Origin of the sequence: Marinobacter sp. EVN1 (genome assembly GCF_000475375.1) — a bacterium.
Taxonomy (GTDB): domain Bacteria; phylum Pseudomonadota; class Gammaproteobacteria; order Pseudomonadales; family Oleiphilaceae; genus Marinobacter; species Marinobacter nauticus.
In genome coordinates, this window is the sequence record NZ_AXCB01000008.1 from 73,236 (window position 1) to 98,851 (window position 25,616).

18 protein-coding genes and 1 pseudogene are annotated in these 25,616 nt (G+C 53.7%); 15 read left to right on the forward strand and 4 right to left on the reverse strand.

Going from position 1 to position 25,616, the window contains the following annotated elements:
• Nucleotides 1–23 precede the first annotated feature (23 nt).
• A complete protein-coding gene (locus Q674_RS24325) occupies nucleotides 24–419 on the forward strand; it encodes an ectoine synthase (RefSeq protein WP_011784156.1) in 396 nt (131 codons plus the stop codon).
• Between the two features lie 99 nt (nucleotides 420–518).
• Here Q674_RS24325 and Q674_RS24330 read toward each other — a convergent pair whose 3' ends face one another.
• Nucleotides 519–941: a TetR/AcrR family transcriptional regulator C-terminal domain-containing protein gene (locus tag Q674_RS24330; RefSeq protein WP_023008019.1), complete on the reverse strand. Its 423-nt coding sequence runs from the start codon at nucleotides 939–941 to the stop codon at nucleotides 519–521.
• Between the two features lie 221 nt (nucleotides 942–1,162).
• Between Q674_RS24330 and aupA the strand changes: the two genes are divergently transcribed.
• Complete coding sequence (gene aupA, locus Q674_RS24335; protein WP_031209721.1) at nucleotides 1,163–2,503, forward strand: alkane uptake protein AupA; 1,341 nt, start codon at nucleotides 1,163–1,165, stop codon at nucleotides 2,501–2,503.
• Between the two features lie 11 nt (nucleotides 2,504–2,514).
• Nucleotides 2,515–5,712 carry an Ig-like domain-containing protein gene (locus Q674_RS24340; RefSeq protein ID WP_023008021.1) on the forward strand — a complete coding sequence of 1,066 codons (3,198 nt, stop codon included), beginning with the start codon at nucleotides 2,515–2,517 and terminating at the stop codon, nucleotides 5,710–5,712.
• A 166-nt stretch (nucleotides 5,713–5,878) separates the two neighbouring features.
• Here the strand turns inward: Q674_RS24340 and Q674_RS24345 are convergent, their stop codons facing one another.
• On the reverse strand, nucleotides 5,879–7,981 hold the full coding sequence (locus tag Q674_RS24345; RefSeq protein WP_227501173.1) for a helix-turn-helix transcriptional regulator: 2,103 nt from the start codon (nucleotides 7,979–7,981) through the stop codon (nucleotides 5,879–5,881).
• A gap of 754 nt (nucleotides 7,982–8,735) precedes the next feature.
• Between Q674_RS24345 and Q674_RS24350 the strand changes: the two genes are divergently transcribed.
• The 12 genes from Q674_RS24350 to Q674_RS24405 all read left to right on the forward strand — a co-directional run bounded on the left by Q674_RS24350 (nucleotide 8,736) and on the right by Q674_RS24405 (nucleotide 22,943).
• Complete coding sequence (locus Q674_RS24350) at nucleotides 8,736–9,956, forward strand: alkane 1-monooxygenase (RefSeq protein WP_200865909.1); 1,221 nt, start codon at nucleotides 8,736–8,738, stop codon at nucleotides 9,954–9,956.
• 137 nt (nucleotides 9,957–10,093) lie between these two features.
• On the forward strand, nucleotides 10,094–10,435 hold the full coding sequence (locus Q674_RS41640) for a rubredoxin (RefSeq protein WP_023008024.1): 342 nt from the start codon (nucleotides 10,094–10,096) through the stop codon (nucleotides 10,433–10,435).
• Nucleotides 10,436–10,446: 11 nt separating this feature from the next.
• Nucleotides 10,447–11,703 (forward strand): NAD(P)/FAD-dependent oxidoreductase, encoded by a 1,257-nt coding sequence (locus Q674_RS24360; RefSeq protein WP_023008025.1) that lies wholly within the window; start codon nucleotides 10,447–10,449, stop codon nucleotides 11,701–11,703.
• 304 nt (nucleotides 11,704–12,007) lie between these two features.
• Nucleotides 12,008–13,231 carry an alkane 1-monooxygenase gene (locus tag Q674_RS24365; protein WP_023008026.1) on the forward strand — a complete coding sequence of 408 codons (1,224 nt, stop codon included), beginning with the start codon at nucleotides 12,008–12,010 and terminating at the stop codon, nucleotides 13,229–13,231.
• A gap of 137 nt (nucleotides 13,232–13,368) precedes the next feature.
• Nucleotides 13,369–13,887 carry a rubredoxin gene (locus Q674_RS41645; RefSeq protein ID WP_023008027.1) on the forward strand — a complete coding sequence of 173 codons (519 nt, stop codon included), beginning with the start codon at nucleotides 13,369–13,371 and terminating at the stop codon, nucleotides 13,885–13,887.
• Between the two features lie 51 nt (nucleotides 13,888–13,938).
• Nucleotides 13,939–15,393 carry an aldehyde dehydrogenase family protein gene (locus Q674_RS24375; protein ID WP_023008028.1) on the forward strand — a complete coding sequence of 485 codons (1,455 nt, stop codon included), beginning with the start codon at nucleotides 13,939–13,941 and terminating at the stop codon, nucleotides 15,391–15,393.
• 27 nt (nucleotides 15,394–15,420) lie between these two features.
• Nucleotides 15,421–17,019: a GMC family oxidoreductase gene (locus Q674_RS24380; protein WP_023008029.1), complete on the forward strand. Its 1,599-nt coding sequence runs from the start codon at nucleotides 15,421–15,423 to the stop codon at nucleotides 17,017–17,019.
• A 100-nt stretch (nucleotides 17,020–17,119) separates the two neighbouring features.
• Entirely contained in the window at nucleotides 17,120–18,742 is a 1,623-nt protein-coding gene (locus tag Q674_RS24385; protein ID WP_412535742.1) for a long-chain fatty acid--CoA ligase, read from the forward strand.
• An 85-nt stretch (nucleotides 18,743–18,827) separates the two neighbouring features.
• Nucleotides 18,828–19,499, forward strand: coding sequence for an OmpW/AlkL family protein (locus Q674_RS24390; RefSeq protein WP_023008031.1), 672 nt, complete (start codon nucleotides 18,828–18,830; stop codon nucleotides 19,497–19,499).
• 136 nt (nucleotides 19,500–19,635) lie between these two features.
• Nucleotides 19,636–21,345 (forward strand): methyl-accepting chemotaxis protein, encoded by a 1,710-nt coding sequence (locus Q674_RS24395; RefSeq protein WP_023008032.1) that lies wholly within the window; start codon nucleotides 19,636–19,638, stop codon nucleotides 21,343–21,345.
• 176 nt (nucleotides 21,346–21,521) lie between these two features.
• Nucleotides 21,522–21,872: an aldehyde dehydrogenase family protein gene (locus Q674_RS41280; protein ID WP_023008033.1), complete on the forward strand. Its 351-nt coding sequence runs from the start codon at nucleotides 21,522–21,524 to the stop codon at nucleotides 21,870–21,872.
• A 264-nt stretch (nucleotides 21,873–22,136) separates the two neighbouring features.
• Entirely contained in the window at nucleotides 22,137–22,943 is an 807-nt protein-coding gene (locus tag Q674_RS24405; protein ID WP_023008034.1) for a hypothetical protein, read from the forward strand.
• Between the two features lie 227 nt (nucleotides 22,944–23,170).
• Here the strand turns inward: Q674_RS24405 and Q674_RS24410 are convergent.
• Both Q674_RS24410 and Q674_RS24420 read right to left on the reverse strand, forming a co-directional pair.
• Nucleotides 23,171–24,256: pseudogene (locus Q674_RS24410) on the reverse strand (IS3 family transposase).
• 44 nt (nucleotides 24,257–24,300) lie between these two features.
• Entirely contained in the window at nucleotides 24,301–25,524 is a 1,224-nt protein-coding gene (locus tag Q674_RS24420) for a sensor domain-containing diguanylate cyclase (protein WP_023008039.1), read from the reverse strand.
• Between the last annotated feature and the right edge of the window lie 92 nt (nucleotides 25,525–25,616).

The window sequence follows — 25,616 nt, forward strand, 5'->3', positions numbered from 1 at the left end:
CCAACCAACCATGAGATACGCCCATGAAAATCGTTAAAGTTCAGGACATCATTGGTACCGAGCGTGAAGTCAGCGACAAGCAGTGGACCAGCCGCCGCCTGCTGCTCAAGAAGGACGGAATGGGATTTTCCTTCCACGAAACCATCATCAAGGCAGGCTCCGAGCACACTTTCTGGTACAAGCACCACCTGGAAGCCGTTTACTGCGTTGCCGGTAACGGGCGCATCAAGGACCTCGCCACGGGTGAAGTTCACGAGATTACCGACGGTACCCTCTACGCCCTGGACAACCACGACAAGCACACCCTGTACGGTGGCACCGAGGACATGCGCCTGATCTGCGCCTTCAACCCGCCGGTGACCGGCCAGGAAGTCCATGACGAGGACGGCGCCTACCTGTCGGACAGCAGCGATAACTGATCCGACTGACTGCCGATCTGATCGCTGGGACACTGCCAGAGCGACTGCTGGCGGTAGCGCTGTTGCTTTGACTGGTACGTCCATGCCGGCGAATCCAGATCATGCCTGGACACCTTTATTGATGACACCGTCCATAGCGATCTGCCAGATAAAATCACCAATGGCGTCGAGTGAATGGACTCCGTTCCGGTCGAACCAGGTTGCAACCCAGTTGAGCGCCCCAAGGCCGATCAGGCGAAGCAAACGGCCGTCAACATTCTTCCGGACCACGCCCTGCGCAATCATTGTTTCGAGGATACCGGCCCATAGGGACTCGTACTGGTCACGCAGTTCGATGATTTCCTTACTAGCCTCCGGGCCCAGCGCCCGCCATTCAAACAACAGCACGTAAACCGCATCCGAACCTAACAACAGGGCTCGCAGATGTGCGTTGATACAAAGACGCAAACGCTCAACCGGGTCGTCCGAGCTGGCGTAAGCCGACTCGACCTCTGCGGTAACCAGGTCGACTCCCCGGCGCATCAGCTCGACAAGCAGCGCTTCGGCAATCTACTTGAGCGACGTCCTTTCAAAACCTTTCTCACGAAAAAGCCTGGCTGAGTTAAAGACGATCTGTGGCGTCAAGAGGGCCAATGTTCCGAAAAAACAGTTTAAGTAAGCTTTTTTGCTGAACAGCATCTGACCGCCTCAACAAGCGCTGTATAGATGTACTGACAACAATAACGAGAAAACGGAGCATATTAATGCCTAAGACTCCCCTTTTTACTAAGGGCCCTACCTCTTGCCTTGCAATCGCAATTCTGTCCGCTGGGGGTTCTTTTCCCACTCAGGCCAGCATGGGCAACATCGGCACCACCTACGGGGTAATGGCAGCCGACGTGGCTACAGCGCAATCCCTGTCTATGTTCAACGATCAGGTGTCTGCCACTTACTATAACCCGGCTTATCTGACAAAAGATCCCCGGGGAGAGCTGACCCTAGGCCTGCTTCATGCAGAACAGGAACTGAGAGTGGATGGCCCCCTGCGGGATGGCGACGTACTCGCCGACTCGCCGAGCCAGCATGTGCTGATCGGCATGAAAACAAATCTTACTTCCTTGACCCGTTTCAAGCACCCCATCTACTTTGGCTTCATCGCGGGAGTGGAGAAGTATGGCAAGGAACTGCTGGCCTTCGGTTCAAACACATCGGAAAGCGGCCAGTTCATGGAGTATGGCAAGGAACCCCTGTTCCTCAATATCGGTGGTGCCACCAATATCTGGCGGGGCATTGATGCCGGCATCTCGGCAAGGGTCACCCTCGAAGCCACGGCCGAGCTCGATACGATATCGAACCTGGCCGGTGAGACACGGCGTGAGCGCCTGTCAGTCAATGCCGAACCCTCTGTAAAGTCGATCCTCAGTACCTCCATCGACTGGGGCAAAACCTTCTGCTCTGAAAGCGGCTGTTGGTTGAGCGGCTGGGAAACGGCCCTGGCTTACCGCGCAAAATCATCGGCTTCCACCAGTGTCGACGCAAACGTCATTGTCGACCAGACGATTCCCGACCCGGGGCTTGCGCTTGCGGTCACCACGATCGACTCCTTTCAGCCGGAAACCTGGGTCATTGGTACCCAGTATCAGGGTGACGGCTGGCGTATCGGGGGCAGCGTAGAACAACAGAACTGGTCAGAACTGGAAGATGAATTTGCCAGCGACACCATCAAGGATCAGAACCGCCTCTCCCCTGCTGCCCGCATGCAGTTTGACGACACCCTGATTCCCCGTCTCGGTGGCGAGTTTATGCTGAACGATAACTTCAGTTTGCGTGCCGGCGTCGCCTATGAAGAATCCCCTCTGAAAACCACCCGAAACCCGGAAATCAACTACCTGGACACAGACAAGATTTCTGTCGGGCTTGGCTTAAGCGCCACATTCAACCGCACCCGTCTTCTGGCCTACCCCGTTCGCGTGGACCTTGGTTACCAGTACCAGAAGCTGCAAGAGCGTGATTTCACCATTGTCGACTATAACGGCAATGAAGAAGACGTTACCGCAGACGGCGACATTCACGTGTTCAGCGGTTCGGTTACGCTGAAATTCTGAAGAGGTGCGGCATGAAAAAAACAACCATTGCATTGATTGTCACCACAGCACTCGCAGGCTGCGGGGGTAGCGGAGACAAGCAGACCGTTACCCGGGCTCCGACACCCGGATCGCTGACATTTACCTATCCGGCTGACAGTACGTCCCCCGGCGGCGATCAGCCCGGTGTCACGTCCACCGTCCCCACAACAGCACCGGTCTTCCTGCGCTTCAACAAGTCCATCGATACACCGCTGACTGACCTTCCCGATGTCCTGGTCCTGAAGGATGCCACCGGGAACGAGGTTACCCTCACCGACGTGATGTTCACTGGTGAAGACAAGATGGGGCTGGCGGCAAAGCCGGACACGGCGCTTGCGCCGGGAACCAGCTACACCCTGACCGCAGAGGGCCTTGAGGTTGGCGGCACACCGGTGTCACTGACCGCGGATGGCATCCGATTCAGGACAGCACCGGCCACATCCGGCCCGATTCTGAGCCAGACCGAAGGCACCGGATTTGAACTGGCGCGGACCATTCCGGACGGAGGAAGCGACTACCCCGTCACGGATTTCACGACATTCCGGCTTCAGTTTACCGAGCCCGTCGACCCGCAATCGGTGGTTTACGGCGACACCATCCGCCTGACGGACCAGGCCGGTGAACCGGTGAATGCCGAAGTATACGTCAGGGGTCACCGGGTCACGGTGGACCCGGAAGGCTACCTGGACCCCACCAAAACCTATACCCTGAAAGTGACTACCGGCATCAAAAGCGCTCTGCTCGATGATGCCCTGTCCGAAGATCGCACACTGACCTTCAACCCGATCGACTCCCGCTCCCCGACGGGCAAGCGGCAGATTATGGCCCAGGCTGCTGAAACCCTGTCTGGCCAGCTACCGCTGACGGGCGAGGATTACAACTCGGTGAACCTGAGTTCTCCCCTCCTGGGCCCGGACAACCCGACGGCCGTCACCGGCACCGTGTTCGCGGAGCTGGGTTTTATTCCCAAATTTGAAGCGGCCGGCCAGAGCATTCCCCTGAGGATCGACCGGGGCACCCTGCTGACCGGGAGTTCCGTAGTGGTCAAGGTCGCCGGTGCCGTACCGGCCGGGTTTGAATCCGACGCCGTCGAGGTTCGCTTTCTCTCGGACGCCAATGGCTTCCTGATGCCCAATCCCTACACCGATGCAGTGGATGCACCCCGATCGCTCGAACTCTACGTCGATATGGCCCTCAATACCGGGAACACCATTGCCAACGGTGCCCTTGGCCAGCAGCTCATGCACGTGCAGCTGGTGGGTACCGCCATCGTCGAGGACGGCAAGCTGAGCATCGAAGCCGTTGGCGTTATTGAGCCGGACGTGATGGGCATTGACACGGCCTCAGGCCTGATCTCCTTCAAGCTGAACGGCTTCCGCAACGTCGAAGATGCCCCGCTGCAGGCCGGCTTCGCGGACACCGAAGCGCCCTTCATCAAGAGCTGGGTGCCCGGGGATGATAATCAGGACAAGCTTCGCCCGGGCGATAATCTGGTGGTCTACTTCAACGAACCGCTGCTCCCCTCATCCATCCATTCAGACAACATTCAGCTGGAAAAGAATGGAGTACCGGTTGATGCGAACCTGAAAGCCAATGGCGGCAGTGTTGTCATTGATCCCGTGGAGCCGTTGGAGCATGGTCCGGCCTACGTTCTCAGGCTCAATCCCGATGGTGCCTCGTCGCAAAACGGGTCCGGTTTGCGGGATCTGGCCGGAAACACCTTTGCCAGCCAGGTTGCCCTCCCCTTCCAACTCAGCCCGACCGAACCGGGCACGCCAACGGACCAGTCACCGCTTGCCCTGATAACCCACCCGGGGTTCCCCTGTGCCAAAGATATTACCGATACGAATGTCAGTAATGGTAACCAGGGACGTTGTACCGGGGGCAAAGACGATGACGACCTGCTACCCATTGGTCAACTCGAAACCGACAAGCCCATTATCGTCCGTTTCTCCCAGAACATGAACCCGGAAACCATCATCCCCGGCGACAGTCTGACCGTTGAAAGGCAAACGGATACTGGCCAATGGGAAAAACTTGATATCTCCGAATACACCCTCACCACCGAGCCACGGTCCCTGACCATTACGCCCCTGGTTCCGTGGGAGACAGGCAGGCTTTACCGCTATACGCTGAATGCCAATGACTCCGCGATAGAGTCAGCCGCGGGGCTGCCTCTGCAAACCGTCCTGCTCACCCAGGATAAATGGGAGGCAACCCACAGAACCGAGGGCGGCACGGCGCTGGTGAACTACTTCACCGGCATCGAGAAAAAGAATGCCACCTACCTGCCGCTGAGAAACCTGCCGGCGGCCGATGCCAATGCGGATCTGGACTATACAAAAGATCTTGAGGCCGGCTCTCAAGCAGGAGAAAGCGTTGCCAACGCGGTAGGCCTGGCATCCAATGGGGTCAGCTCACTGGATCCTCCTCAACAGGATTCTCTTGTTGTTGACGCTGGAATTGGATGTGAAGTCGGGGAAAGCTGCCCGGAAGACAAGTTCATTTATCTGACAGCCATGCTCGATACCATCGTAGCAGGACAGCCGGATGAGCAGGGCCGGGTACCGGTGGAAATTCTGCCCTCTGTGTTAGCCACCACATCCACCGATGTGTGGGCCAAAATAGATACTACGTTGTTGGATTTGTTTGCCCAGTTCAATATCGCAAACACCGGCATTGAGGCCAACGAACGTATCCCGACCGGCCCGCTCATGATGCGCATAAGATACCCAAGGGATGCCAATGGCAATGTGGAACCGCTGAATGGCTTTCTCTATACCAACGATCAGGGTCAGTTTACCTTCGAGCTCATTCTGGACGTCTATCTGGATGCACCTTACCTCAACCCGAGCATTGGCCCGGCCTATCTTGACCATAACCTGCGCAGCTATCCCATTCACGACCTGGGTGGTGACCGCCTGACGCTGAGAGGGCCTGTGACCTTTCTCCCGGATGGCCGCATACAGATCCAACTGCTTAATGTCGAGAAGGTCCCGATTGACGTTGAAGTGCGGGGAGATATTAAGCTCAACTCGAACAATGTAGGTGGTATATGCAGTCTGGTTCCTAACCTTTGTAACCCGCTCATCGATTTGCTGGGACTGAACGCAAACACCGTCATCCGTCTTGAAATCCCTGAAGGTAAGCTTTCTCTCACCTATCTCTCACCAACGACACAGCAGTAACCCCCAAAAAGCCCTGGCTTACCAGCCAGGGCTTTTTGTTTGCCCGGCGAAGCCGGGCCGCCTGCCAGCGCCGCGAAAAGGTGGCACTCTCTGCCCATACACCCCTGCCCATACACCCCTGCCCATACCCCGGCTCCGCAACCAGCAGAGCACCGGTTACGTCTCACTATAAGAGTCCGCGCAGTCGCGCTTCAGTGACCGCCTGAACCCGGTTGGTTACTCCAAGTTCGCTGAAAATCTTCTTCAGATGCCATTTGACAGCATCCTCGGTCACAAGAAGCCGCTCAGCGATCGCTTTGTTGGTCATTCCATTACTTATGCACTTCAGTATGGAAATCTGCCTGACCGTGATAACGGAGTCGGTATGTCCCGGTACCGGTGCAGCGCTGAGGTCGCCTGCCCGGACTTCCGGGTCCTTTGTAGTGGCTGCTTCAGCGGTGTCCGGCAGGTCATCAAAAAGATTCCGGGCAAGGGGACTCAGGGAAAGCAGCGCTTCTTTTATCCACAGCGGTGTAAAGTGGCAATTCAGATGCTCCGCATGCAGGTTGGCATCAAGCATCATGCGCTTCGCCGGTTTTGAGGAACCGAGGGCAAAGGCTGCCAGGGCCTGGCAATACTGAGCGGCGACCCTGGTTCTGGCATCTGAGATGGCACTGGCAGCCTGAAGCGCCTCTCTGGCATAGTTCCCGGCCACACCAAACTGCTTCCCAAGCCTTAGCCTGTACATTGAGCGCACTAAAGCAATGTGCGCCTGAATGGCCCGGTTTTGATTCGGCGTAAATGTCAGCTCGGATTCATCGGGAAGTATCGGTGGCTCCAATTCCTCGTTGTTCAGGAGAGTGAACTCAGCCAGCTGAACTTTCGTCAGGATATTGAGGCGCGGGAGCTCGCGCTCGCTGGCGGCCAGGCGGGCTTGCTCCAACAGGGCCATGGCTCTGTCCCGGAATCCCTGGTGGTACAGCAAACGGCTGCAGGTCTGTGTACATCCCCACAGAATGTCGGTAACGCCATAATTCAAGGCGAAATCAAAGGATATCTGTGCAGATTCCGGGGAAACCTGGTGATGATCCTGTTCGAGCAGAATTTGTAACTCAAGAACACCAAGCATCTTGTTTAAAAAGCTTTTTGGTACGCCAATCTTTTCTGCGGTTTTATTCGCCTGACGCAACAGGTACATTGCCCGGACCATGTCGCCTTTGAACAATTCTGTCTGGATTTCCGCCGTTTTAAGCCAGATAAACGCGTAGAGTTGATTGGATGACTGGTTGGCCACCGCCGCTCTGTGCAATAGTTCTTCTAACTCTTCAAAGCGGCGATCGCTGGAGGCAATGAATGCCTGGCATGTAAGGGCCGCGCCTTTACCGACCATATTGCGATCGCCAAAGGCGTCAATCCACTTTTCACAGAGCGCCTGACTCTCCGGCAATTCATCGTGTGTGGCTTTACCTATTGCCTTAACCAGTTCCCGCCACCCTTCCTCATCAAGGCTGCCCAGCCCCCTGGAAATCGGATGGCGGGAACTCGCCAGCATTTCCTCTGCCTGCCGCGCTTGCTGGCTGAAATACAGAGTCCAGGCATAGCCTATGCTTAAGGAAGCGATTTTTTTTATCGTGCGGGCCGGCACCTTTTCAAACCATGTGCGAAGCACTTCGATTTCACCTTGCCGGAGCGCCACGTCCAGAATAATGCTGTCACTGACCACGCGCGCCCAGCGATGGTCACTGGCTTCCAGGGCGACGTTGATTGAATGGAGGTACTCCCCCCTGCGCCAATGCCAGAAGGCGACGCGTTTCAGTACATACGAACGGCGCTCCCGTTGAGTGGCGCTAAACACACTGCGCAAATACTCTCTCAGCACAGGGTGCATGGTCAGGCGCTTGCCGGAGGAGGCGGTGGGGGCTAAAAGTGCAAATTTTTCGTTAAGAAACGAAATTTCCTGATCAGCCTGTTGCGTTTTATAGACATAGTCATAGCATTCAGCGCTGATCTCCTCGAGCATCGCTGCGTTGCAAACAAACCTTCGCGCATTATCGGGTAGCACGGACAAGAGATTGTCCCTGAAATACGAGCGGGTTTCCGGCCAGGATGCGGGCGGGAGGTCCGGGTTCGGGGTTTGGCACATCAGCCTGACGAGTGCGGGCCATCCGCCGGTGGCTTGTATCATGTTGCCTGCTTCGAGGCCATCTATACCCGTTACCTCACCAAGCTCCTCCAGCTCCTCTTCTGTAAAGGCAAGCTCATCAGCACCATAGGTCACAACACCCGTCATCAGCGACAAACGTGGCAACGCCCCGGTGCTGCCAGGCGCAATAAAAAATTTTACATTGCCCGGTGTTTCGCAGATCAGATCCTCAATCAGATCCCCGTTATCTGCCCCTTCACCGGGCCCGTCAAGGCAAATTCTTATGGTCTTTTTTGCATTGAATAAGGCATCCCGAAGCGCTTCGATGGTGTCGGTGTCGCTTTTCAGCGCTCCCCGGGATTCAGGTCCTTCAAGCTGATATAAAACCAACGCCGCAAACAGGCTGTCAGTGACATCCCGTGCGTCCGGGTACGATCGTCTATTGATATAGACGGCACTCTCGTGTTCCGGATCGCGGATGTTCGCTGCCAGGGCTACCTGTACAGATTTTCCGTAGCCCGGCGGAGCCCGGTACAGAACGACTTTTGCTCCAGGCACCGCGGAAGCACTCAGGCGCTGGCGGTCTGTACAGCCTTGAGTAATGAAACGCTGACGACCCCACATCCGGGCGGACATCTTTCTGCACCAATCTTCCAGGCTATGGCGTGTCATGACAGTCAAGTCTCCTGCTTTGCCACCCCGGAACGCGCCCGCGCCAGGGCATGACGCATATCGACAGATCTCTGACCCAAACCTACCCGTTCGGGTAGTTGTCTGACCTCAGTTTATAGCCAATCCTGTCACTGTGCACAACCGTCCCGCTCATCCTGGTGGTCCGGTGTACGCGATGCAGAACAAAACGTAAAAAGATGATGAATCTGAAAACAATAAGGTGATCCTGATGTCAATGTCAGAAAATGTACTAACAGAGTCCCTTCAAAGGGACCCTGGTGCCGAAAACTATGTGGACAGAAAGCGCCACCTGTGGATCCTTTCTGTGCTGTGGCCAGCAACACCTCTTATAGGCCTTTATCTGGTCGCCCAGACCGGATGGAGCATCTGGTACGGATTGGTGTTGATCCTTTGGTATGGCGCAGTTCCCTTGATTGATGCCATGTTTGGAGAGGATTTTTCCAACCCCCCCGAGTCGGCTGTGCCTCGGCTTGAACAGGATCGTTACTATCGGGTACTGACCTACTTGACGGTTCCTATTCACTATGCCGCCTTGATTGTCAGTGCCTGGTGGGTATCCACGCAACCAATGAGTGTTTTCGAGTTTCTGGCATTGGCCCTTTCCCTGGGAATCGTGAATGGCCTGGCTCTGAACACAGGCCACGAACTTGGCCATAAAAAAGAAACGTTTGACCGTTGGATGGCGAAGCTTGTCCTCGCCGTGGTCGGATATGGTCATTTCTTCATTGAGCACAATAAGGGGCATCACCGTGATGTGGCTACGCCGATGGACCCGGCGACATCCCGCATGGGCGAGTCCATTTACGCATTCTCACTGCGTGAAATTCCCGGTGCTTTCAAGCGGGCATGGGATTTAGAGGAACAGCGCCTCAGTCGTTGTGGAAAGAGTGTCTGGAGCCTGGAGAACGAAGTACTTCAGCCGATGATTCTGACGGTTGTGCTGTATGCCGCATTGCTGGCGTTTTTTGGTCCGTTAATGCTGATCTTCTTGCCCATCCAGATGGCCTTTGGCTGGTGGCAGTTGACCAGCGCCAACTATATTGAGCATTATGGCCTGCTGCGGAAGAAGATGCCGGATGGACGTTACGAGCGTCAACAACCGTACCACTCATGGAACTCGAACCATATCATGTCCAACCTGATTCTCTTTCATCTGCAGAGGCATTCCGACCATCACGCCCATCCGACAAGGGCCTATCAATCGCTTCGCGATTTCAAAGACCTTCCTTCCTTACCTTCGGGCTACCCTGGAATGTTCTTTGCGGCAATGGTTCCCGCATGGTTCCGTTCGATAATGGATCACCGGGTGGTGGAATGGGCGGAAGGAGATCTCGACAAGATTCAGATCCAGCCCGGCAAGCGTGAGTACTATGAGCATAAATTTGGTGTGACGGGCCATCAACAGGCCAATACCGCAGCTGCTAAATGAGCGGGTAGCCGGAACTTATATACCTCGTTTACTTTACTTACGTTGTAGAAAAAGAGCGTCTGACGTGCACCTGAAAGAGGGTGCGCATCGGGCGCTACCAAAACAAAGACAACAAGATCGTTTGAAAGGTGCTTTAAATGGCTAAATATCAATGCCCGGATTGTGGTTATGTATACGACGAAGCGGTTGGTGATCCGCACGAAGGCTTTCCTGCCGGAACGGCCTGGGAAAAAATTCCTGAAGACTGGTCCTGTCCGGACTGTGCGGTGCGGGATAGGGTTGACTTCGTAGCGCTTCAGGAATCCAACTCCAACCCTTCGGTGTCCGAATCCGGCACCTCAGCGGCCCGCCCTGCCAGCCAGGCCAAGCCCGACGAAACATCCCGGAAAGCAACGGATGCATCCACCCCTTCAGCTAAGAATAAAACAAAGCCTGAGGCGAAATCCAAGCCTGCCTCTTCAAAATCCTCCAAAGACTAAAGATACAGGCCATGGCAAACAAACAGAAAGAGACGACAGTCATCGTTGGCGGCGGGCACGCAGCAGGTGCGCTCCTGACAACCTTGCTGCAAAAGAAATATCAACATGAAGTGGTTCTGGTCGGCGAAGAACCACACCCACCCTATCAACGGCCGCCTCTGTCCAAGAACTACCTGGCAGGAGAGGTTGATCAGGAGTCTCTGTACCTGAAGCCGCGCTCGGTGTATGAGAACGCAGGCCATCAATTGCGGCTAGGTGTACGTGTCGAACAAATTGATCGGGACAACAAGACCATCAACTTGTCGGACCAGAGCACGTTGAAATACGATCGACTGGTCCTGGCCACGGGGTCACACGTTCGACACCTGAACGCACCCGGGGCTGACTTGAAGGGCATTCATTACCTGCATGACATAGCTGACTCGGATGCCCTGCGTGAACAACTGGTTCCGGGGAAGCGCTTGGTCATCGTGGGTGGGGGTTACATCGGCCTTGAGGTGGCAGCCAGCGCGATCAAAAAAGGTGTTAATGTCACGGTGCTCGAAGCCGCCGAGCGTCTCATGCAGCGCGTGACGGGTCCGGAAATGTCCGAGTTCTTTTACACCAAACACAGCAACGCCGGCGTGGATCTGCGTCTGAACACGGCGGTAACCGGTTTCGAAGCGGGCGATCAGGGGCATGTGGCTGGCGTGACGTTGGCGGACGGCGGTACTGTACCGGCCGACATCGTGCTCGTTTCAGTTGGTGTCGTGCCGGAAACCGCCCTGGCAGAGGCCGCCGGCCTGCCCTGTGACGACGGTATTATTGTTGACGAGTTTACCCGCACAGAAGATCCCGCCATTCTGGCGATCGGCGACTGCACGCGCCACCGGAATCTTTTCTTCGAGAAGATGCAACGCCTCGAGTCCGTCGCCAACGCGGTTGATCAGGCCCGGACAGCGGCGGCGACCCTGATGGGCGAGGAGAAGCCCTATAATAGCGCTCCATGGTTCTGGTCGAACCAGTATGACGTGCGCCTGCAGATGGTGGGCTTATCCCAGAGTCATGATCAGCGTGTGGTTCGCGGCAGCCCCGACAAGGATAAGGGATTTGCGGTGTTCTATCTCCGCGACGGTTGTGTCATTGCTGTTGACGCGGTCAACCTGCCCATCGCTTTTATGGTCGGCAAGACACTCGTTCAACAACGCAGGAAGGTCAATCCTGAAATGCTGAGGGATCCGGATATCGAACTGAAGTCCTTGGTGAGCAGTCCACAGGCCTTATCTTGACGACCGAGCAGAGTGATACCCAAAACTTGCCTTGAACGAGGAGGCTGTGAACCCTGCAAGCCCATGGATAGCGTTAGCCTGTCGGACTTAAGCGATCGTAACGAAACGTGAGCGCGCTACGGGATGAAGCATATTGGCAGATATCTGGCACCAAACCTACCCGTTCGGGTAGTTGCTTGACTTCTAGTTCTGGCAAATCCTGTAAGCGTGCGCAACCAGCCCGTTCACCTGAATGATTCGGTGTTCGCGCGATGCAAAACAAGATGTAGAAAATGATGAATCTGATAACAACAAGGTGATCCTAATGTCAATGTCAGAAAATGTCTTAACAACAGAGTCTCTTCAGAAAGAGCCTGATGCCGAAGGTTATGTGGACAGAAAGCGCCACCTGTGGGTCCTTTCTGTGCTGTGGCCAGCGACGCCTCTTATTGGTCTTTACCTGGTATCCCAGACTGGATGGAGTATCTGGTACGGATTGGTGTTGGTCCTTTGGTATGGCGCAGTTCCCTTGATTGATGCCATGTTCGGAGAGGATCGTTCCAATCCACCCGAGTCGGCCGTGCCCCGGCTTGAACAGGACCGTTACTATCGGGTGCTGACCTACCTGACCGTGCCCGTTCACTACGCATCCCTGATTGTCAGTTGCTGGTGGGTCGCCACGCATTCAATGAATGTTTTTGAATTCCTCGCATTGGCCCTGTCCCTGGGAATCGTGAATGGTCTGGCTCTGAACACAGGCCACGAACTCGGCCATAAAAAAGAAACGTTTGACCGCTGGATGGCCAAACTTGTACTCGCCGTGGTCGGATATGGTCATTTCTTCATTGAGCACAACAAGGGGCATCATCGTGATGTGGCAACGCCGATGGACCCGGCGACATCCCGCATGGGTGAGTCCATTTACTCATTCTCACTGCGTGAAATTCCCGGTGCTTTCAAGCGGGCATGGGCTCTGGAGGAACAGCGCCTCAGCCGTTGCGGAAAGAGTGTCTGGAGCCTGGAGAACGAAGTACTTCAGCCGATGATTCTGACGGTTGTGCTGTATGCCGCATTGCTGGCGTTTTTTGGTCCGTTAATGCTGATCTTCCTGCCCATCCAGATGGCCTTTGGCTGGTGGCAGCTGACCAGCGCCAACTACATTGAGCATTACGGATTGCTGCGCGAGAAGATGTCGGATGGACGTTATGAGCGTCAACAACCGCACCACTCATGGAACTCAAACCATATTATGTCGAACCTGATTCTGTTTCATTTGCAACGACATTCCGACCATCACGCCCATCCTACAAGGTCCTATCAATCGCTTCGCGACTTCAAAGACCTGCCTTCCTTACCATCGGGATATCCCGGGATGTTCCTGGCCGCAATGTTTCCCTCATGGTTTCGTTCGATAATGGACCACCGGGTGCTGGATTGGGCTAAAGGAGATCTCGATAAGATTCAGATTCAACCCGGCAAGCGTGAATTCTATGAGCGTAAATTTGGTGGGACTGATTCTGAATCAGTCGATACCGCCGCGGCTAAATGATCGGCTAATCGGAACTTATATACCTCGTTTACTTTATTTACGTTGCAGAAAAAGAGCCTCTGACGTGCACCTGAAAGAGGGTGCGCGTCGGGCGCTACCAAAACAAAGACAATAATATCGTTTGAAAGGTGCTCTAAATGGCTAAATATCAATGCCCTGATTGTGGTTATGTATACGACGAAGTGGTTGGTGATCCGCACGAAGGCTTTCCTGCAGGAACGACATGGGAAAAAATTCCTGAAGACTGGTCCTGTCCAGACTGTGCCGTCAGGGATAAGGTTGACTTCGTTGCGCTTCAAGAAGCGAACCCGGAACTTTCGGTGTCCGCAACCAATATAGCGGTCCGTACTGCCAGCCAAGCTAAGACCGAGGGAGCATCGCAGAAAGCAACGGACGCATCTACTCCTTCAGCTAAAAATAAAACAAAGCCCAAAGCGAAACCGAAGCCTACCTCTTCAAAATCGCCCAAAGACTCGACTCAAAAAGATACCTATCGGAAGTGGGTCTGCATCACTTGCGGCCATATCTACGATGAAGCTCTCGGAGATGAAGCCGAAGGCTTCCCTGCCGGCACACGTTTTGAAGATATTCCAGACGATTGGTGCTGTCCGGACTGTGGTGCCACAAAAGAGGACTATGTCCTCTATGAAGACTAATAATCCGATTTAAAATAACAACAGTCTCGTTCGGAAAGAGGTGATTTTATAATGCAGATTGCTAGTCTGGCGGAGGTTGGGCTGCCCAATGTGTCAACCAGCGATACGATTGATTCAACGTTCGCGGCCCTAAAGCGGGCACAACTTGCGCGTCGCGGAAGTTTTACCTTAGAGGCTCGAATAGCGCAGCTCGACCAGCTGCGGGATTCAATTAAACGCTACGAATCAAACATCATTGCGGCTTGCGCGGCGGACTTTCGAAAACCCGCTCCAGAAGTCAAATTAACTGAACTCCTGCCGGTGCTTCAGGAAATTCGACACACTAAAAAACACTTGCGTAAATGGATGCGTCCGAAGCGAGTGGCTGCATCCATTGGTGTTTGGGGTACGAGGTCTTATGTTCGGCCAGAGCCAAAGGGTGTGTGTTTAATTATCGCGCCATGGAATTATCCTCTCAATCTTGCGCTCGGACCTCTCGTCTCAGCGTTGGCTGCGGGGAACGGAGCTATCATCAAACCCTCGGAAATGACACCCCACACCTCAAAGGTGATTGCCAACATTGTCGCCGAAACCTTCCCCCCCGATCTTGTTTCGGTGATTGAAGGCGATGCCGCTGTAGCCCAGAAACTGTTGGCCCTGCCCTTCGACCACATATTCTTCACTGGTAGCCCTGCGGTAGGCAAGCTGGTCATGGAGGCTGCTGCCAGGAACCTTTCCTCAGTGACACTGGAGCTGGGCGGGAAATCCCCGACCATCGTAGGCCCGGATGCCAACATCAAGAAGGCTGCCCGATACATTGTCTGGGGGAAGTTTGCCAATAATGGCCAGACCTGCATCGCCCCAGATCATGTTTTTGTGCACGTTAATATCGCAGATCAATTCAATGAAGCACTTAAAACGGAAATTGGGCGAGTCTATGGAAAAACACCAGAAGCCCAGAAATCGACCGCCGACTATTGCCGGATTGTAAATCGACGTCATTTCCAGCGAGTTTCAAACCTGATAGATGATGCCAAAAACAAAGGTGCAAGAGTCTTTGAAGGCGGTGTTACAGATGCTGAAGAGAATTTTATTGCTCCGACGTTGATTTCAAATGTATCGAGCGACATGGATATTTCACGTGAGGAGTTATTCGGCCCGATCTTACCCGTTATTGAATTCGACGATATTGATCTGGTTATCAAGAAAATCAACGATAACCCTAAACCGCTTGCGCTTTACATATTCGACAAAAACAAGTCTTTTGCCAGGAGTATTATCGAACGAACAAGTTCCGGCGCTGTAGGGGTCAACCTTACAGTCGTGCATTTTCTACATCCGGACCTGCCTTTTGGTGGAGTGAATAATTCCGGGATAGGGGCGGCACACGGTGAATACGGTTTCCGCGCTTTTTCGCATGAAAAGGCGTTGATGGAGGATAAGCATTCTCTTATCCACCTTCTTTTTCCTCCCTATACACGCTGGGTCCGGCGGCTCATAGATGCTGCTGTTCGTATTTTGGGCTGAGCATAATCAAATAACAAGAGAGGTATTATGTACGATTACATTATTGTTGGTGCGGGATCAGCTGGCTGTTTATTGGCTAACCGGCTTACTGCAGATCCTTCGAAGCGAGTGGCGTTGCTTGAAGCGGGGCCTGGGGATAAGAACCCGCTCATACATATGCCCATAGGCATTGCACTTCTTGCCAATAGCAAGAAGCTGAATTGGGCTTTCGAAACCGAACCTCAAGAACACCTCAAGGGGCGTCGACTGTTCTGGCCGCGGGGAAAGACACTTGGCGGCTCCTCTTCTATCAACGCCATGGTCTATATCAGAGGCCACAAAGCCGATTATGAACGCTGGGGGCAAGCTGCCGGGACCGACCTTTGGGGATGGGACCGCGCATTAACATTGTTTCGTCGGCTGGAAGATAACGAACGTTTCGGCCCGGATTCTTACCATGGCAAGGGCGGTGAACTCAGCGTAAGCGATCTCAGATCGGTCAATCCGTTGAGTCGGGATTTTGTTCGCGCCGCTCCCCATGTGGATGTCCCGGTGAACACGGATTTCAATGGCGAAACGCAAGAGGGACTGGGCCCCTACCAGGTGACACAAAAAAATGGTCGGCGCTGGAGTTCGGCGCAGGCGTTTCTGCGTGGCGCAGAGAAACGGCCTAACCTCGATGTGCTAACGGACGCTCGGGTAACCCGGGTGGTAATGGATGGCCAGCGGGCGGTTGGGGTGACACTGAACCAAGGGGGCGAATATCGCCAGCTCAGACTCAATAATGGCGGTGAAGTCATTTTGTCCGGCGGGGCGGTTAATTCACCACAGCTACTTTTGCTTTCCGGAATCGGTGATCGCGAAGAGCTTCGGAAACACGGAATCCCTCTGGTCCATCACCTTCCTGAGGTGGGCAAGAATCTGGTCGATCATTTGGATATTACGCTGATGCACGCGGCGAACTCACGTTTGCCTATTGGTGTTGCCCCCAGCTTCCTGCTTCGGGGAGTGAGCGCACTTTTTTCCTATATTTTTGCGCGACGCGGGTTTCTCACCAGTAATGTAGCCGAGGCAGGAGGCTTTGTTAAATCCAGCCCTTCGTGTGAACGACCGAATGTGCAATTCCATTTTTTGCCAACTTTTTTGAAGGATCATGGGCGAAAAGTGATGACCGGGTATGGCTACACCTTACACATTTGCGATCTGCTGCCCAAAAGCCGGGGTTTTATTGGACTGAAAAGCCCTGATCCATTAGCCGATCCGTTGATTCAGCCCAATTATCTGAGTGACCCCGAAGACATCAAGACAATGATTTCCGCCGTTAAATTCGGGCGACGAGTACTCGCGGCACCGACAATGGCTTTGCATAGTAAGCGAGAAGTCATGCCCGGAAACTCTGTGTCCTCGGACGATCAGATTGCGGACTTTATCCGGGAAAATGCAGAGACTATTTACCACCCCGTTGGCACTTGTCGTATGGGCGCGGATCCGGATTCAGTCGTTGATCCGGAATTAAAAGTCAGAGGGATTGAAGGGCTAAGAGTTGTCGATGCCTCGATAATGCCCAGTTTGGTTGCCGGTAACACCAACGCACCCACCATGATGATTGCCGAAAATGCAGCCGACATCCTCTTGGGAAATGTTTAGGTTCAAACCCGGATTATGCCTTCTACATTGGACCTTAATGACGCCAGATACTCGCGTCAACCAACTACAAAAACGACAGGAGATAAACGTGCTTGGCCAAATGATGAACATGGAGCTCACCGTGAATTCCTTGATCGACCATGCTGCTCGCTACCATGGAGACGCTGAGATTGTGTCGATAGGAACGGATGGAAATCCCAGTCGATCTGACTGGGCAACTGTTTCGGAGCGGTCGCGACAACTTGCGTCAGCGCTTCGAACGGCAGGCTATGTCCAGGGGGATCGGTGCGCGACCATTTGTTGGAATAACGTGGGGCACCTGGAATGTTATCTTGGCATCTCTGGTGGCGGGATGGTGTGTCACACCATTAACCCGCGACTGTTTCCAGAACAACTCGTTTACGTTATCAACAATGCTCAAGACAAAGTCATATTCTTTGACAAAACGTTCCTTACCATTGTTTCAAATATCCGAGACCGACTGGAGACGGTTGAGAAATTTGTATTGATGTCCGAACCGGACGAAGAAATTGCAGCGCAATTTCCAGGCTTGTTGTTTTATGAAGAGTTTCTCCAGCGAGGAACGCCTAACGCGAATTGGCCTGAAATCGCCGAAAACCAGGCCTCAAGCCTCTGCTATACATCGGGCACCACCGGAAATCCCAAAGGGGTGCTCTATTCACACCGCTCCACCGTTCTGCACGCGCTGGTAGCTGCTCAACCCGACGCACTGAATTTATCGGCACGGGACGTGGTGATGCCGGTTGTTCCTATGTTTCACGTAAATGCGTGGGGGGTACCCTACATTACGGCGATGGTTGGAGCCAAACTGGTGTTGCCTGGTCCTGGCCTGGATGGGCAAAGTTTGGTCAAGCTGATCGATTCAGAAAGCGTAACGATTGCGCTGGGTGTGCCTACGATTTGGCAGGGACTTCTCTCGGCTTTGGACGAGCTTGGCTCCTCGGCACAGTCGCTTAAACGGACGGTGATAGGGGGTAGCGCTTGTCCGCCCTCAATGATGTCGGAGTTTCGTGGTAAGTATGGCGTAGAAGTTGTCCATGCATGGGGAATGACAGAAACATCACCGATCGGAACCGTCAACGCACTGCTGTCGAAACACAATACTCTTTCGGAGGAAGGAAGAAACAAAATCCGTGAAAGCCAGGGACGGCCTCCCTACGGGGTGCAGCTCAAAATTGTAGGAGAAGACGGTCATCAACTGCCCGAAGATGGCATTGCTCAGGGAAATCTCCGCATCCGTGGTCATTGGGTGGTAGCCGATTACTTCGGTGTTGAACCAAATCAGACTCTTGAGGAAGACGGTTGGTTCGAGACAGGTGATGTTGCTTCGATCAATGATGATGGATTTATGACAATACGTGACCGCTCAAAAGATATTATTAAATCTGGTGGTGAATGGATATCTACAGTCGAATTGGAGGGAATCGCAATGGGCCATTCTGCCATCAATGAAGCTGCCGTAGTGGCGGCCTCCCATGATAAATGGGACGAACGACCGATCCTGTTGGCAGTAAAAATACCCGACGCAAATATTACTGAGGAGGAACTTCTTGCTCATTATCAGGGGAAAGTCGCCAAGTGGCAGATCCCGGATCGCGCGATCTTTGTGGAAGGATTGCCACGCAATGCCACGGGGAAAGTATTAAAAAACAAGCTGCGTTCTGAGTATGGGGAAGTATTAGTCAATAAACCGGCAAGCTAGCATCAATGAGTGGCATTTGTGTTACGAAAAATTGCAGTTTTACCTAAAGCCAATTTGTTTTAATACCAAAAAGGATAATAAAAAAATGAAACCTAAAATAATTAGTAAAGTCTCGTTAGTGGCGTTCCTTTTACTTTCACTTGCTGCGAGCCTGGCCAACGCTCAATCTGAGCCGGTTTACAGTAGAGGCGACTGGGTGGTTGGACTGAATGCCACTAGAGTTTTAACCGATGAAGATTTGCGATCAGCCTCTGCGGGGGGTGCCCCCGTTCCAAATTCCAACCTGTCTATTAACAACGATACGACCGTTTCATTCGACGTGTCGTATTTTCTGAGTAATCAGCTGGCATTTAACATTTTTGGCGGCATTCCCGCTAGTGCGGACCTCCAGGGCGAAGAGTCTCTCTCCGGTCTTTTTCTTGGTCAAACAGATTATGGTCCGGTAATTCTTTCGCTTCAGTATCATGTCTTAACGGGTAGCAACTTCTCTCCGTACTTTGGAGCGGGTGTAGGACGGATTCTCTTTTTAGATGAGAAGGATCGCGCACTAACCGACTTTGATGTTGAAGATACTTGGGCCCCTGCCGTTCAAGCTGGTTTTCGCTGGAAGATGCATAATAACTGGTCGGCAAATTTTGATGTAAGATATGCGCCTTTTAAGGCAGATATCACCGGTAACTTGGGCCCTGCCCCTGTTCAGGCGAAAGTGAGAGTAAACCCCACTATCGTGGGTATCGGTGTCGCATACCACTTCTAAGTAAAGAATCTGGGGTGGGTCTTGCCGCTAAAGTTTCCCTGCGATCGGTCGATGCGAGCGAGAGGTTGATACGCATCAGGTGGTAACACCTCCGATTGCAGACGTTTTCTTTAATCAACTAACAGAACCGTTACCCATGATTGACTCTATAAAGCAATGGTTCGGACTGATACGGCACCGGGTCTATTTCCTTGTCGGACTGGGCGTCGTGGTGACCCTGTTGGCTGGCTCGGTGTCGTTCTTTGTGTTCAACACGCTCGATGTGGTGACTTTGATCTCGAGGGCTGAACGAACCCATACGGTTAACGTGTTCAGGGCGAGTTCCAGTCTGCACCAGTACGTCAATACCAACAATGAGAGTGACTACCAGAAATTCGAGGATCGTCTCAGACGCGCGCTGGCCTACAGCGCTTTGTTCTCGGCGACGCCGGAACTCCTTGAAACCAGCAGCACCTCGGAGTTCGCACGAAAGATACAACAAACGTTCCAGGAAGTGAGGTACCCTGACCAGGCCCGCGCCCTAATTCTGCGGCTCAGGATCCTGAAGAGTAACCCAATCGCCCAGCGTCTGGTTTCCCTGTCGGGCGAAGCCTCCGAGATATCGGAGCAGATACTCGCTCTGGCGGCCGAACTCAGGAACGCCGCCGATCCCTCGCAGCGGGAGGAGATCATCCAGGAAATCGATGCCAAAGAAAGACAGGTCAACGAAGTGGCGCATCAGTTCTCGGAACTTACGGGAAATCTCTCGCAGTTCGCGATTTCCCTGGCCACGACAGTTCTCTTTGCCGTATTGATCCTGGGGATGCTGGTACTCAGTATCGTGGCGTGGCTGGTTGTCCGTCCCATGAACCGCTCGGTAAATCAGGCGGTGGAGACGATTCAGAGCCTTGCCGAGGGTCATCTCGACTCGAGGCAGTACACTGCACCTGGAGAAATGGGGCAGATCCTAGAGGCGACCAACTGTCTCCAGCAACAGCTGAGCCGTGTGGTCAGCGAAAGCCATACCATCTCCCAGACCCTGGCCAGCAGTGCCGAAGAGCTGTCGGCAACGACAGACGGCCTGCTTCAGGGCGCCGAGGATCAGTCGCGGGGGATCGAAGCGGTCAACGGCTCCGTTCAGCAGATGTCGGACAGCGAAGCAACCGTCGCTGACAAAGCCAGGGAAACCCGAGACGTATCGATGCGGACTGAAACGCTGGCCAGAGCAGGCGGGGACAGCGTCAGCCGGGCGGTAGCGGGAATGAGCCGCATAGAACAGGCGGTGAGCCAGTCCTCGCAGACAACGGAAGCTCTCTCCCAGGCCAGCGCGCGTGTCCACGAAGTGGTCAACACAATCCAGGCCATTGCCGAACAGACCAATCTGCTGGCACTGAATGCGGCCATCGAGGCGGCCAGGGCCGGAGAGCACGGCCGGGGCTTCTCAGTGGTTGCCGATGAGGTGCGGGCGTTATCAACACGAACCCAGGAGGCCACGCAGGACGCCGCCAAAGCTCTGGAAACGATCGAGACGCAGGTTTCTCAGGCCACAACATCCATGGAACTCTGTCAATCGGAAGTCCGTGAGGCACTGGATGTCACTCAAGAGCTGGAACAGGCGTTTCAAGGTATCATTGCTTCATCCAGTGACGGTCGTTCACACAACGAAGACATCGCAAAAACTCTCCAGGAAAATGCCAAGCGGGCCCATCTGATACTGGACCAGGTCAGTCGTATAAGCCAGATTACCTCGAACACAGAGCAGTCCAGTCAGCAGATCAATACGGCGGCAGATCAGCTTGCAAGGACTGCCGCCGAGCTGAAGGATCTGCTCGAGTGGTTTAAGGCCAGTGGGGGCTCAAAGCAATAGCAAGAACCAGTTGCTCCGCCAGGGAATGTTGGCGAGTAAAAGTACGCATGAGTTGAGAGCACTGACTGGGTGAATAGGTGCGAAGTGCCATTATATCGCCCAAAGCTCCACCATTGCAGGCTTTTCACGTCTAGGATATAGATTGGACTGACCGGATAGTAATTCCCTGAGGCGTGATGCAGCGAGAAAGGAAAGAGGTCCATATTTGGGCTGGAAAAATATTTAGTTCTGGTTGGGTAGAGGCAGGGGGTGGCGTTTCCAATGTTATCGATCCGTCCAATGGCGATCGTCTTAGTGTTCCGGGCATCGCAAATGGCGAGGATGTTGTCGCTGCTGCGCAGGTGGCCGAGAGAGCACAAAAGAAGTGGGCTGCAATACCATTTAGTGAAAGAGCCGCGATTGTCCGAAAGGCTGCAAAGACACTAAAGAAGCGCGAAAAGGAGTTTGCCGATTGGAATGTGCGGAAAAGCAACCCGACCGTCAGAGCTTCGCCAGCGCTTCAATGTGCACTCGCTGATATCTGTTAGCTCTGCGACCTTGTATCGGGCTGCACCACCGGCAAAGGCTTCATCAAACAGCTCCAGGAGCCGTGCACGTTCGGTTCGTCCAGCGGCGTCAGTCGTCCTCGCGGCCGTCCGGGTCTTCACCGTACAAGGCTTCGAGCTTTTTGACAACATCAGAAGCGAGGTCGTCTCGGGAAGCGCAGATTCGCGAATCGGAATTTAGCGAGTCGCGCCAACGGACTGATCTGGATACAAAAATATAACTGTAATTAAGGAGATTTTCATCCGATGAAAGACGCTCGAACCCAAACCCGGTCGCTCACTGCCGGCCTTATTGCGCTGATTTTCGTCTCCCTGACAGTGAAGGCTGACGAAACTCGATTTCTGTCACAACTCCACGACTTCCGTATTATTAACTTTATTGCCCTTAGCGCCTATTATCAGTACAGCGCCAGCGGTGATAAAACCACTCTGAACGAAATAGTTGCAGCAATCAACAATGCCAACAGTGCGATGAATGCCATTGCTGAAGACAAGTCCAGCGCCTTGAGCGAGGAGCAGACCCAGCAACTCGTCACTGAATTCGACAAGTTCAAAGAACTCATGCGCCAGAACATCAATGATGTGCGCCAGCGTGGTTACCCGGACTTGAGACTCCTTTCGGAAATGGCCGACCAAACAGTCACTCTGAGCACGATTTCATCAGAACTGTACGATCTTGCTCGTGAGGGCGTGGGGGCCAACCCCGACGAAAGGGTCGAGATTGCACGTTCTGCAGCGGTCATGATGGCGCGGATGATGTCTAAATACTCCGCACGCTCAAACTCTTCCGTTGCCGAAAGCTTTCAGGGCGCCGATTCGGAGCTGGCCCTTGATCAACAGGCAAAACAATTTGATCAATTGGTTGAAAAGCTTGTGAAGACCCCCTCCAGTGGGGAACTGAAAAAGGCCATAGACAGTGTCCAGACCAAGTGGATGTTTATCCGCGGTTCTTATATCAACTTCAATGACAATAATGTGCCTTTTTTAATTGATCATTATTCCCGAGGTATTTTGAAGAGCCTGCATGAAGCCATCGCCTTATTAACCGCATAGTATCCCGTCCCGCCTGAGTTAAGGCCCGCTCCGTGACGTGAAGCAGGTCAACTTCGTCGTAGAATGACTGTTTGCGGCCTAACTGCTTAGCATCGAATACGGAGGTCATCCATGAAGCACTTTTTCGCCAACCTAACCATCCGCGCCCGGCTCATCGCCGGCTTTTCCGTGCTGGTGGCCATTGCCCTGGTAATCCCCCCATTTTTAACGGGGTTCAAAAGTAGACCTCAGGCCATCATGGCCAACTTCTGTTGAGGGGTAATCCCTCCAAGTCCCATATTGGGTCGTTCATGATTGTAGTGCCAGAGCCAACGAGTGGCATAATCCTGGACTTCTTCGGTGCTGTCGAACAGATACTGTGCCAGCCAGTCGTAACGCACGGTTCGGTTGTAACGTTCGATATAGGCATTCTGCTGGGGTTTGCCAGGCTGGATAAACGCCAGCTTGATCTCTCGGTTCTCGGCCCAGGCTGACAGCTTGCCGCTGATGTACTCTGGGCCGTTGTCACAGCGAATGGAGCGCGGCTTGCCTCGCCATTCGATGATCTGGTCGAGTGATCGGATAACACGCTCTGCCGGCAGCGAGAAGTCCACCTCGATGCCAAGGCCTTCGCGGTTGAAGTCATCAATTACATTCAGCAGCCGGTAACTGCGTCCGTCATTGAGCTGGTCGTGCATGAAGTCCATCGACCAACTGTCGTTGATCGTTTCCGGCACGGCCAAAGGCTCCGGCTTTTCACGGACCAGACGCTTCTTGGGCTTGATACGCAGGTTCAGTTCCAGCTCCCGGTAAATCCGGTACACCCTTTTGTGGTTCCAGCCAAAACCCTTAACGTTACGCAGATGCAAAAAACACAACCCGAAGCCCCAATTTTTCTGGTTATGGGTCAATCGGATCAGCCAGTCGGCAATCTCTGCGTTCTCGTCGCTGAGCTTAGCCTGGTAGCGGTAACAGGTTTCACTGATGCTGAACATCCAACACGCCAGGCGAATGCTAACACGCTTCTCATTGACGGCTTTCTGCGCCATCTCACGACGACGAGACGGCTTTACCACTTTTTTTCGATGGCTTCCTTGAGAATGTCCGACTTAAGCCGCTCCTCGGCGTACATTTTTTTGAGCCGACGGTTCTCGTCCTCCAGCTCCTTCAAGCGGGCCATCATGGACGCATCCATACCGCCGAATTTGGCGCGCCATTTAAAAGCTGGCGCTGCTCACGCCGTGCTCACGGCAAAGCTCCGGAACCGGTACGCCGTTCTCGGCTTGCTTGAGTATCGACAGGAACTGGCTGTCGGAAAAACGTGACTTCTTGATGCAGAATCTCCCTGCGTGTAGCTTACGGAAAAGTCTACTTTTGATCACCGCTGTTTTTCGGTGGGATTATCATAAAAGGCCCGTTTGTTCTCGTACATGCGTTTATCCGCCAAGCCTAACACGGAACGAGCATTCAGGATTTCCGAAGAAGAGGCCACGCCGATGCTGAACTGGATCGGGACGCGGCGAAAGTCCTCGTCCTCGTGATCGTCGAAATCCAGTATTTGTGCTTGGCTGCACCGACTGATCCGTTCCAGCAGGCATTGTGTCTGGTCCAGTCTGGTTCCTGGACAGATCACCGCGAATTCATCGCCGCCGATGCGCGCCACGCAGTCCTCTTCACGACAACTCGATAGCAGCAGGTCGGCAACGGCGCTGATCAGGCGATTCCCGGCCAAGTGTCCGAGGTTGTCATTCAGCCCCTTGAGTCCGTTGACGTCCACCACCAGAAGTGAGAAATCAATACCCTGATTGCCTTCCTTGAGTTCGATCTGGCGTTCCAGTTCTTTATTGAAATAGTTGTGGTTATAGACACCGGTAAGACTGTCGATGTTGGCAAGTTTTTCCAGTTCGATAGTCAGCAGCCTATTTTGGATGGCCGCCGCCGACTGATCCAGGAAGAGGGAGATGATTTCTTCGTCGGCTCGTGACAGGCACAGCCCCTTTACAGCCAGCGTGCCGATCACCAAGCCCTTGCGGCCATGCAGGGGCAAGAATTGCCAGTGCCGACCCTCGTTCCCACATACCCGCTTGAGCTGCACCACCACCTCGGCCTGGCCTGATTCTAGGAGTCGATGATTGTTGTGAATCAGGATGCGCTTTTCCTCTTTGGAAATGCCGTGAGAGGAAAAAAAACGCACCATAGTCGACCGGCCGCTGCCCCAAACGATGCTGAAATGATTGTCGGGCCACAGCTGATGCAGTCGCACCAACATGTCGTCCAGCAGTGCCGAAACTCGGTCGTTTTTCTGCATGACCGCACTACTCTCCAGCAGAGACTGAAAAATCTCGTTACGACGCGCAGCGACGCGCGTGGCCTCTTGGGCGATTTTCCCGACCATCACTAGGATGTACACCACCGGCGACGCGACCAAGACCGCGGTGATTAGGGCAGTGGCCAGGATTGACGGGCCCAAGGTGCCGCCAAATAACATGAACAATGGGGGGGCGATCATTCCGGCGGCGATCACGGACAGAGAAGTCACCACCAGGACACGGTGTGGCCACCGCAGGTTCATGAGGTGGCTGGTAAAATGGGGAAGCGCCATGGCGTGGGTTTCGGCAAAAATTTAACATTAAGAGGCTAGGGAAGGTCTGAATAACTGCTGATATTTGCCCATCTTGGGTTTAAACGGCAAAA

Coding starts and splice junctions, on each gene's coding strand:
- Q674_RS24325 (WP_011784156.1), top strand. CDS start 24: ATGAAAATCGTTAAAGTTCAGGACATCATTGGTACCGAGCGTGAAGTC.
- Q674_RS24330 (WP_023008019.1), bottom strand. CDS start 941: ATGCGCCGGGGAGTCGACCTGGTTACCGCAGAGGTCGAGTCGGCTTAC.
- aupA (WP_031209721.1), top strand. CDS start 1,163: ATGCCTAAGACTCCCCTTTTTACTAAGGGCCCTACCTCTTGCCTTGCA.
- Q674_RS24340 (WP_023008021.1), top strand. CDS start 2,515: ATGAAAAAAACAACCATTGCATTGATTGTCACCACAGCACTCGCAGGC.
- Q674_RS24345 (WP_227501173.1), bottom strand. CDS start 7,981: ATGACGGGTGTTGTGACCTATGGTGCTGATGAGCTTGCCTTTACAGAA.
- Q674_RS24350 (WP_200865909.1), top strand. CDS start 8,736: ATGTCAATGTCAGAAAATGTACTAACAGAGTCCCTTCAAAGGGACCCT.
- Q674_RS41640 (WP_023008024.1), top strand. CDS start 10,094: ATGGCTAAATATCAATGCCCGGATTGTGGTTATGTATACGACGAAGCG.
- Q674_RS24360 (WP_023008025.1), top strand. CDS start 10,447: ATGGCAAACAAACAGAAAGAGACGACAGTCATCGTTGGCGGCGGGCAC.
- Q674_RS24365 (WP_023008026.1), top strand. CDS start 12,008: ATGTCAATGTCAGAAAATGTCTTAACAACAGAGTCTCTTCAGAAAGAG.
- Q674_RS41645 (WP_023008027.1), top strand. CDS start 13,369: ATGGCTAAATATCAATGCCCTGATTGTGGTTATGTATACGACGAAGTG.
- Q674_RS24375 (WP_023008028.1), top strand. CDS start 13,939: ATGCAGATTGCTAGTCTGGCGGAGGTTGGGCTGCCCAATGTGTCAACC.
- Q674_RS24380 (WP_023008029.1), top strand. CDS start 15,421: ATGTACGATTACATTATTGTTGGTGCGGGATCAGCTGGCTGTTTATTG.
- Q674_RS24385 (WP_412535742.1), top strand. CDS start 17,120: ATGATGAACATGGAGCTCACCGTGAATTCCTTGATCGACCATGCTGCT.
- Q674_RS24390 (WP_023008031.1), top strand. CDS start 18,828: ATGAAACCTAAAATAATTAGTAAAGTCTCGTTAGTGGCGTTCCTTTTA.
- Q674_RS24395 (WP_023008032.1), top strand. CDS start 19,636: ATGATTGACTCTATAAAGCAATGGTTCGGACTGATACGGCACCGGGTC.
- Q674_RS41280 (WP_023008033.1), top strand. CDS start 21,522: ATGCAGCGAGAAAGGAAAGAGGTCCATATTTGGGCTGGAAAAATATTT.
- Q674_RS24405 (WP_023008034.1), top strand. CDS start 22,137: ATGAAAGACGCTCGAACCCAAACCCGGTCGCTCACTGCCGGCCTTATT.
- Q674_RS24420 (WP_023008039.1), bottom strand. CDS start 25,524: ATGGCGCTTCCCCATTTTACCAGCCACCTCATGAACCTGCGGTGGCCA.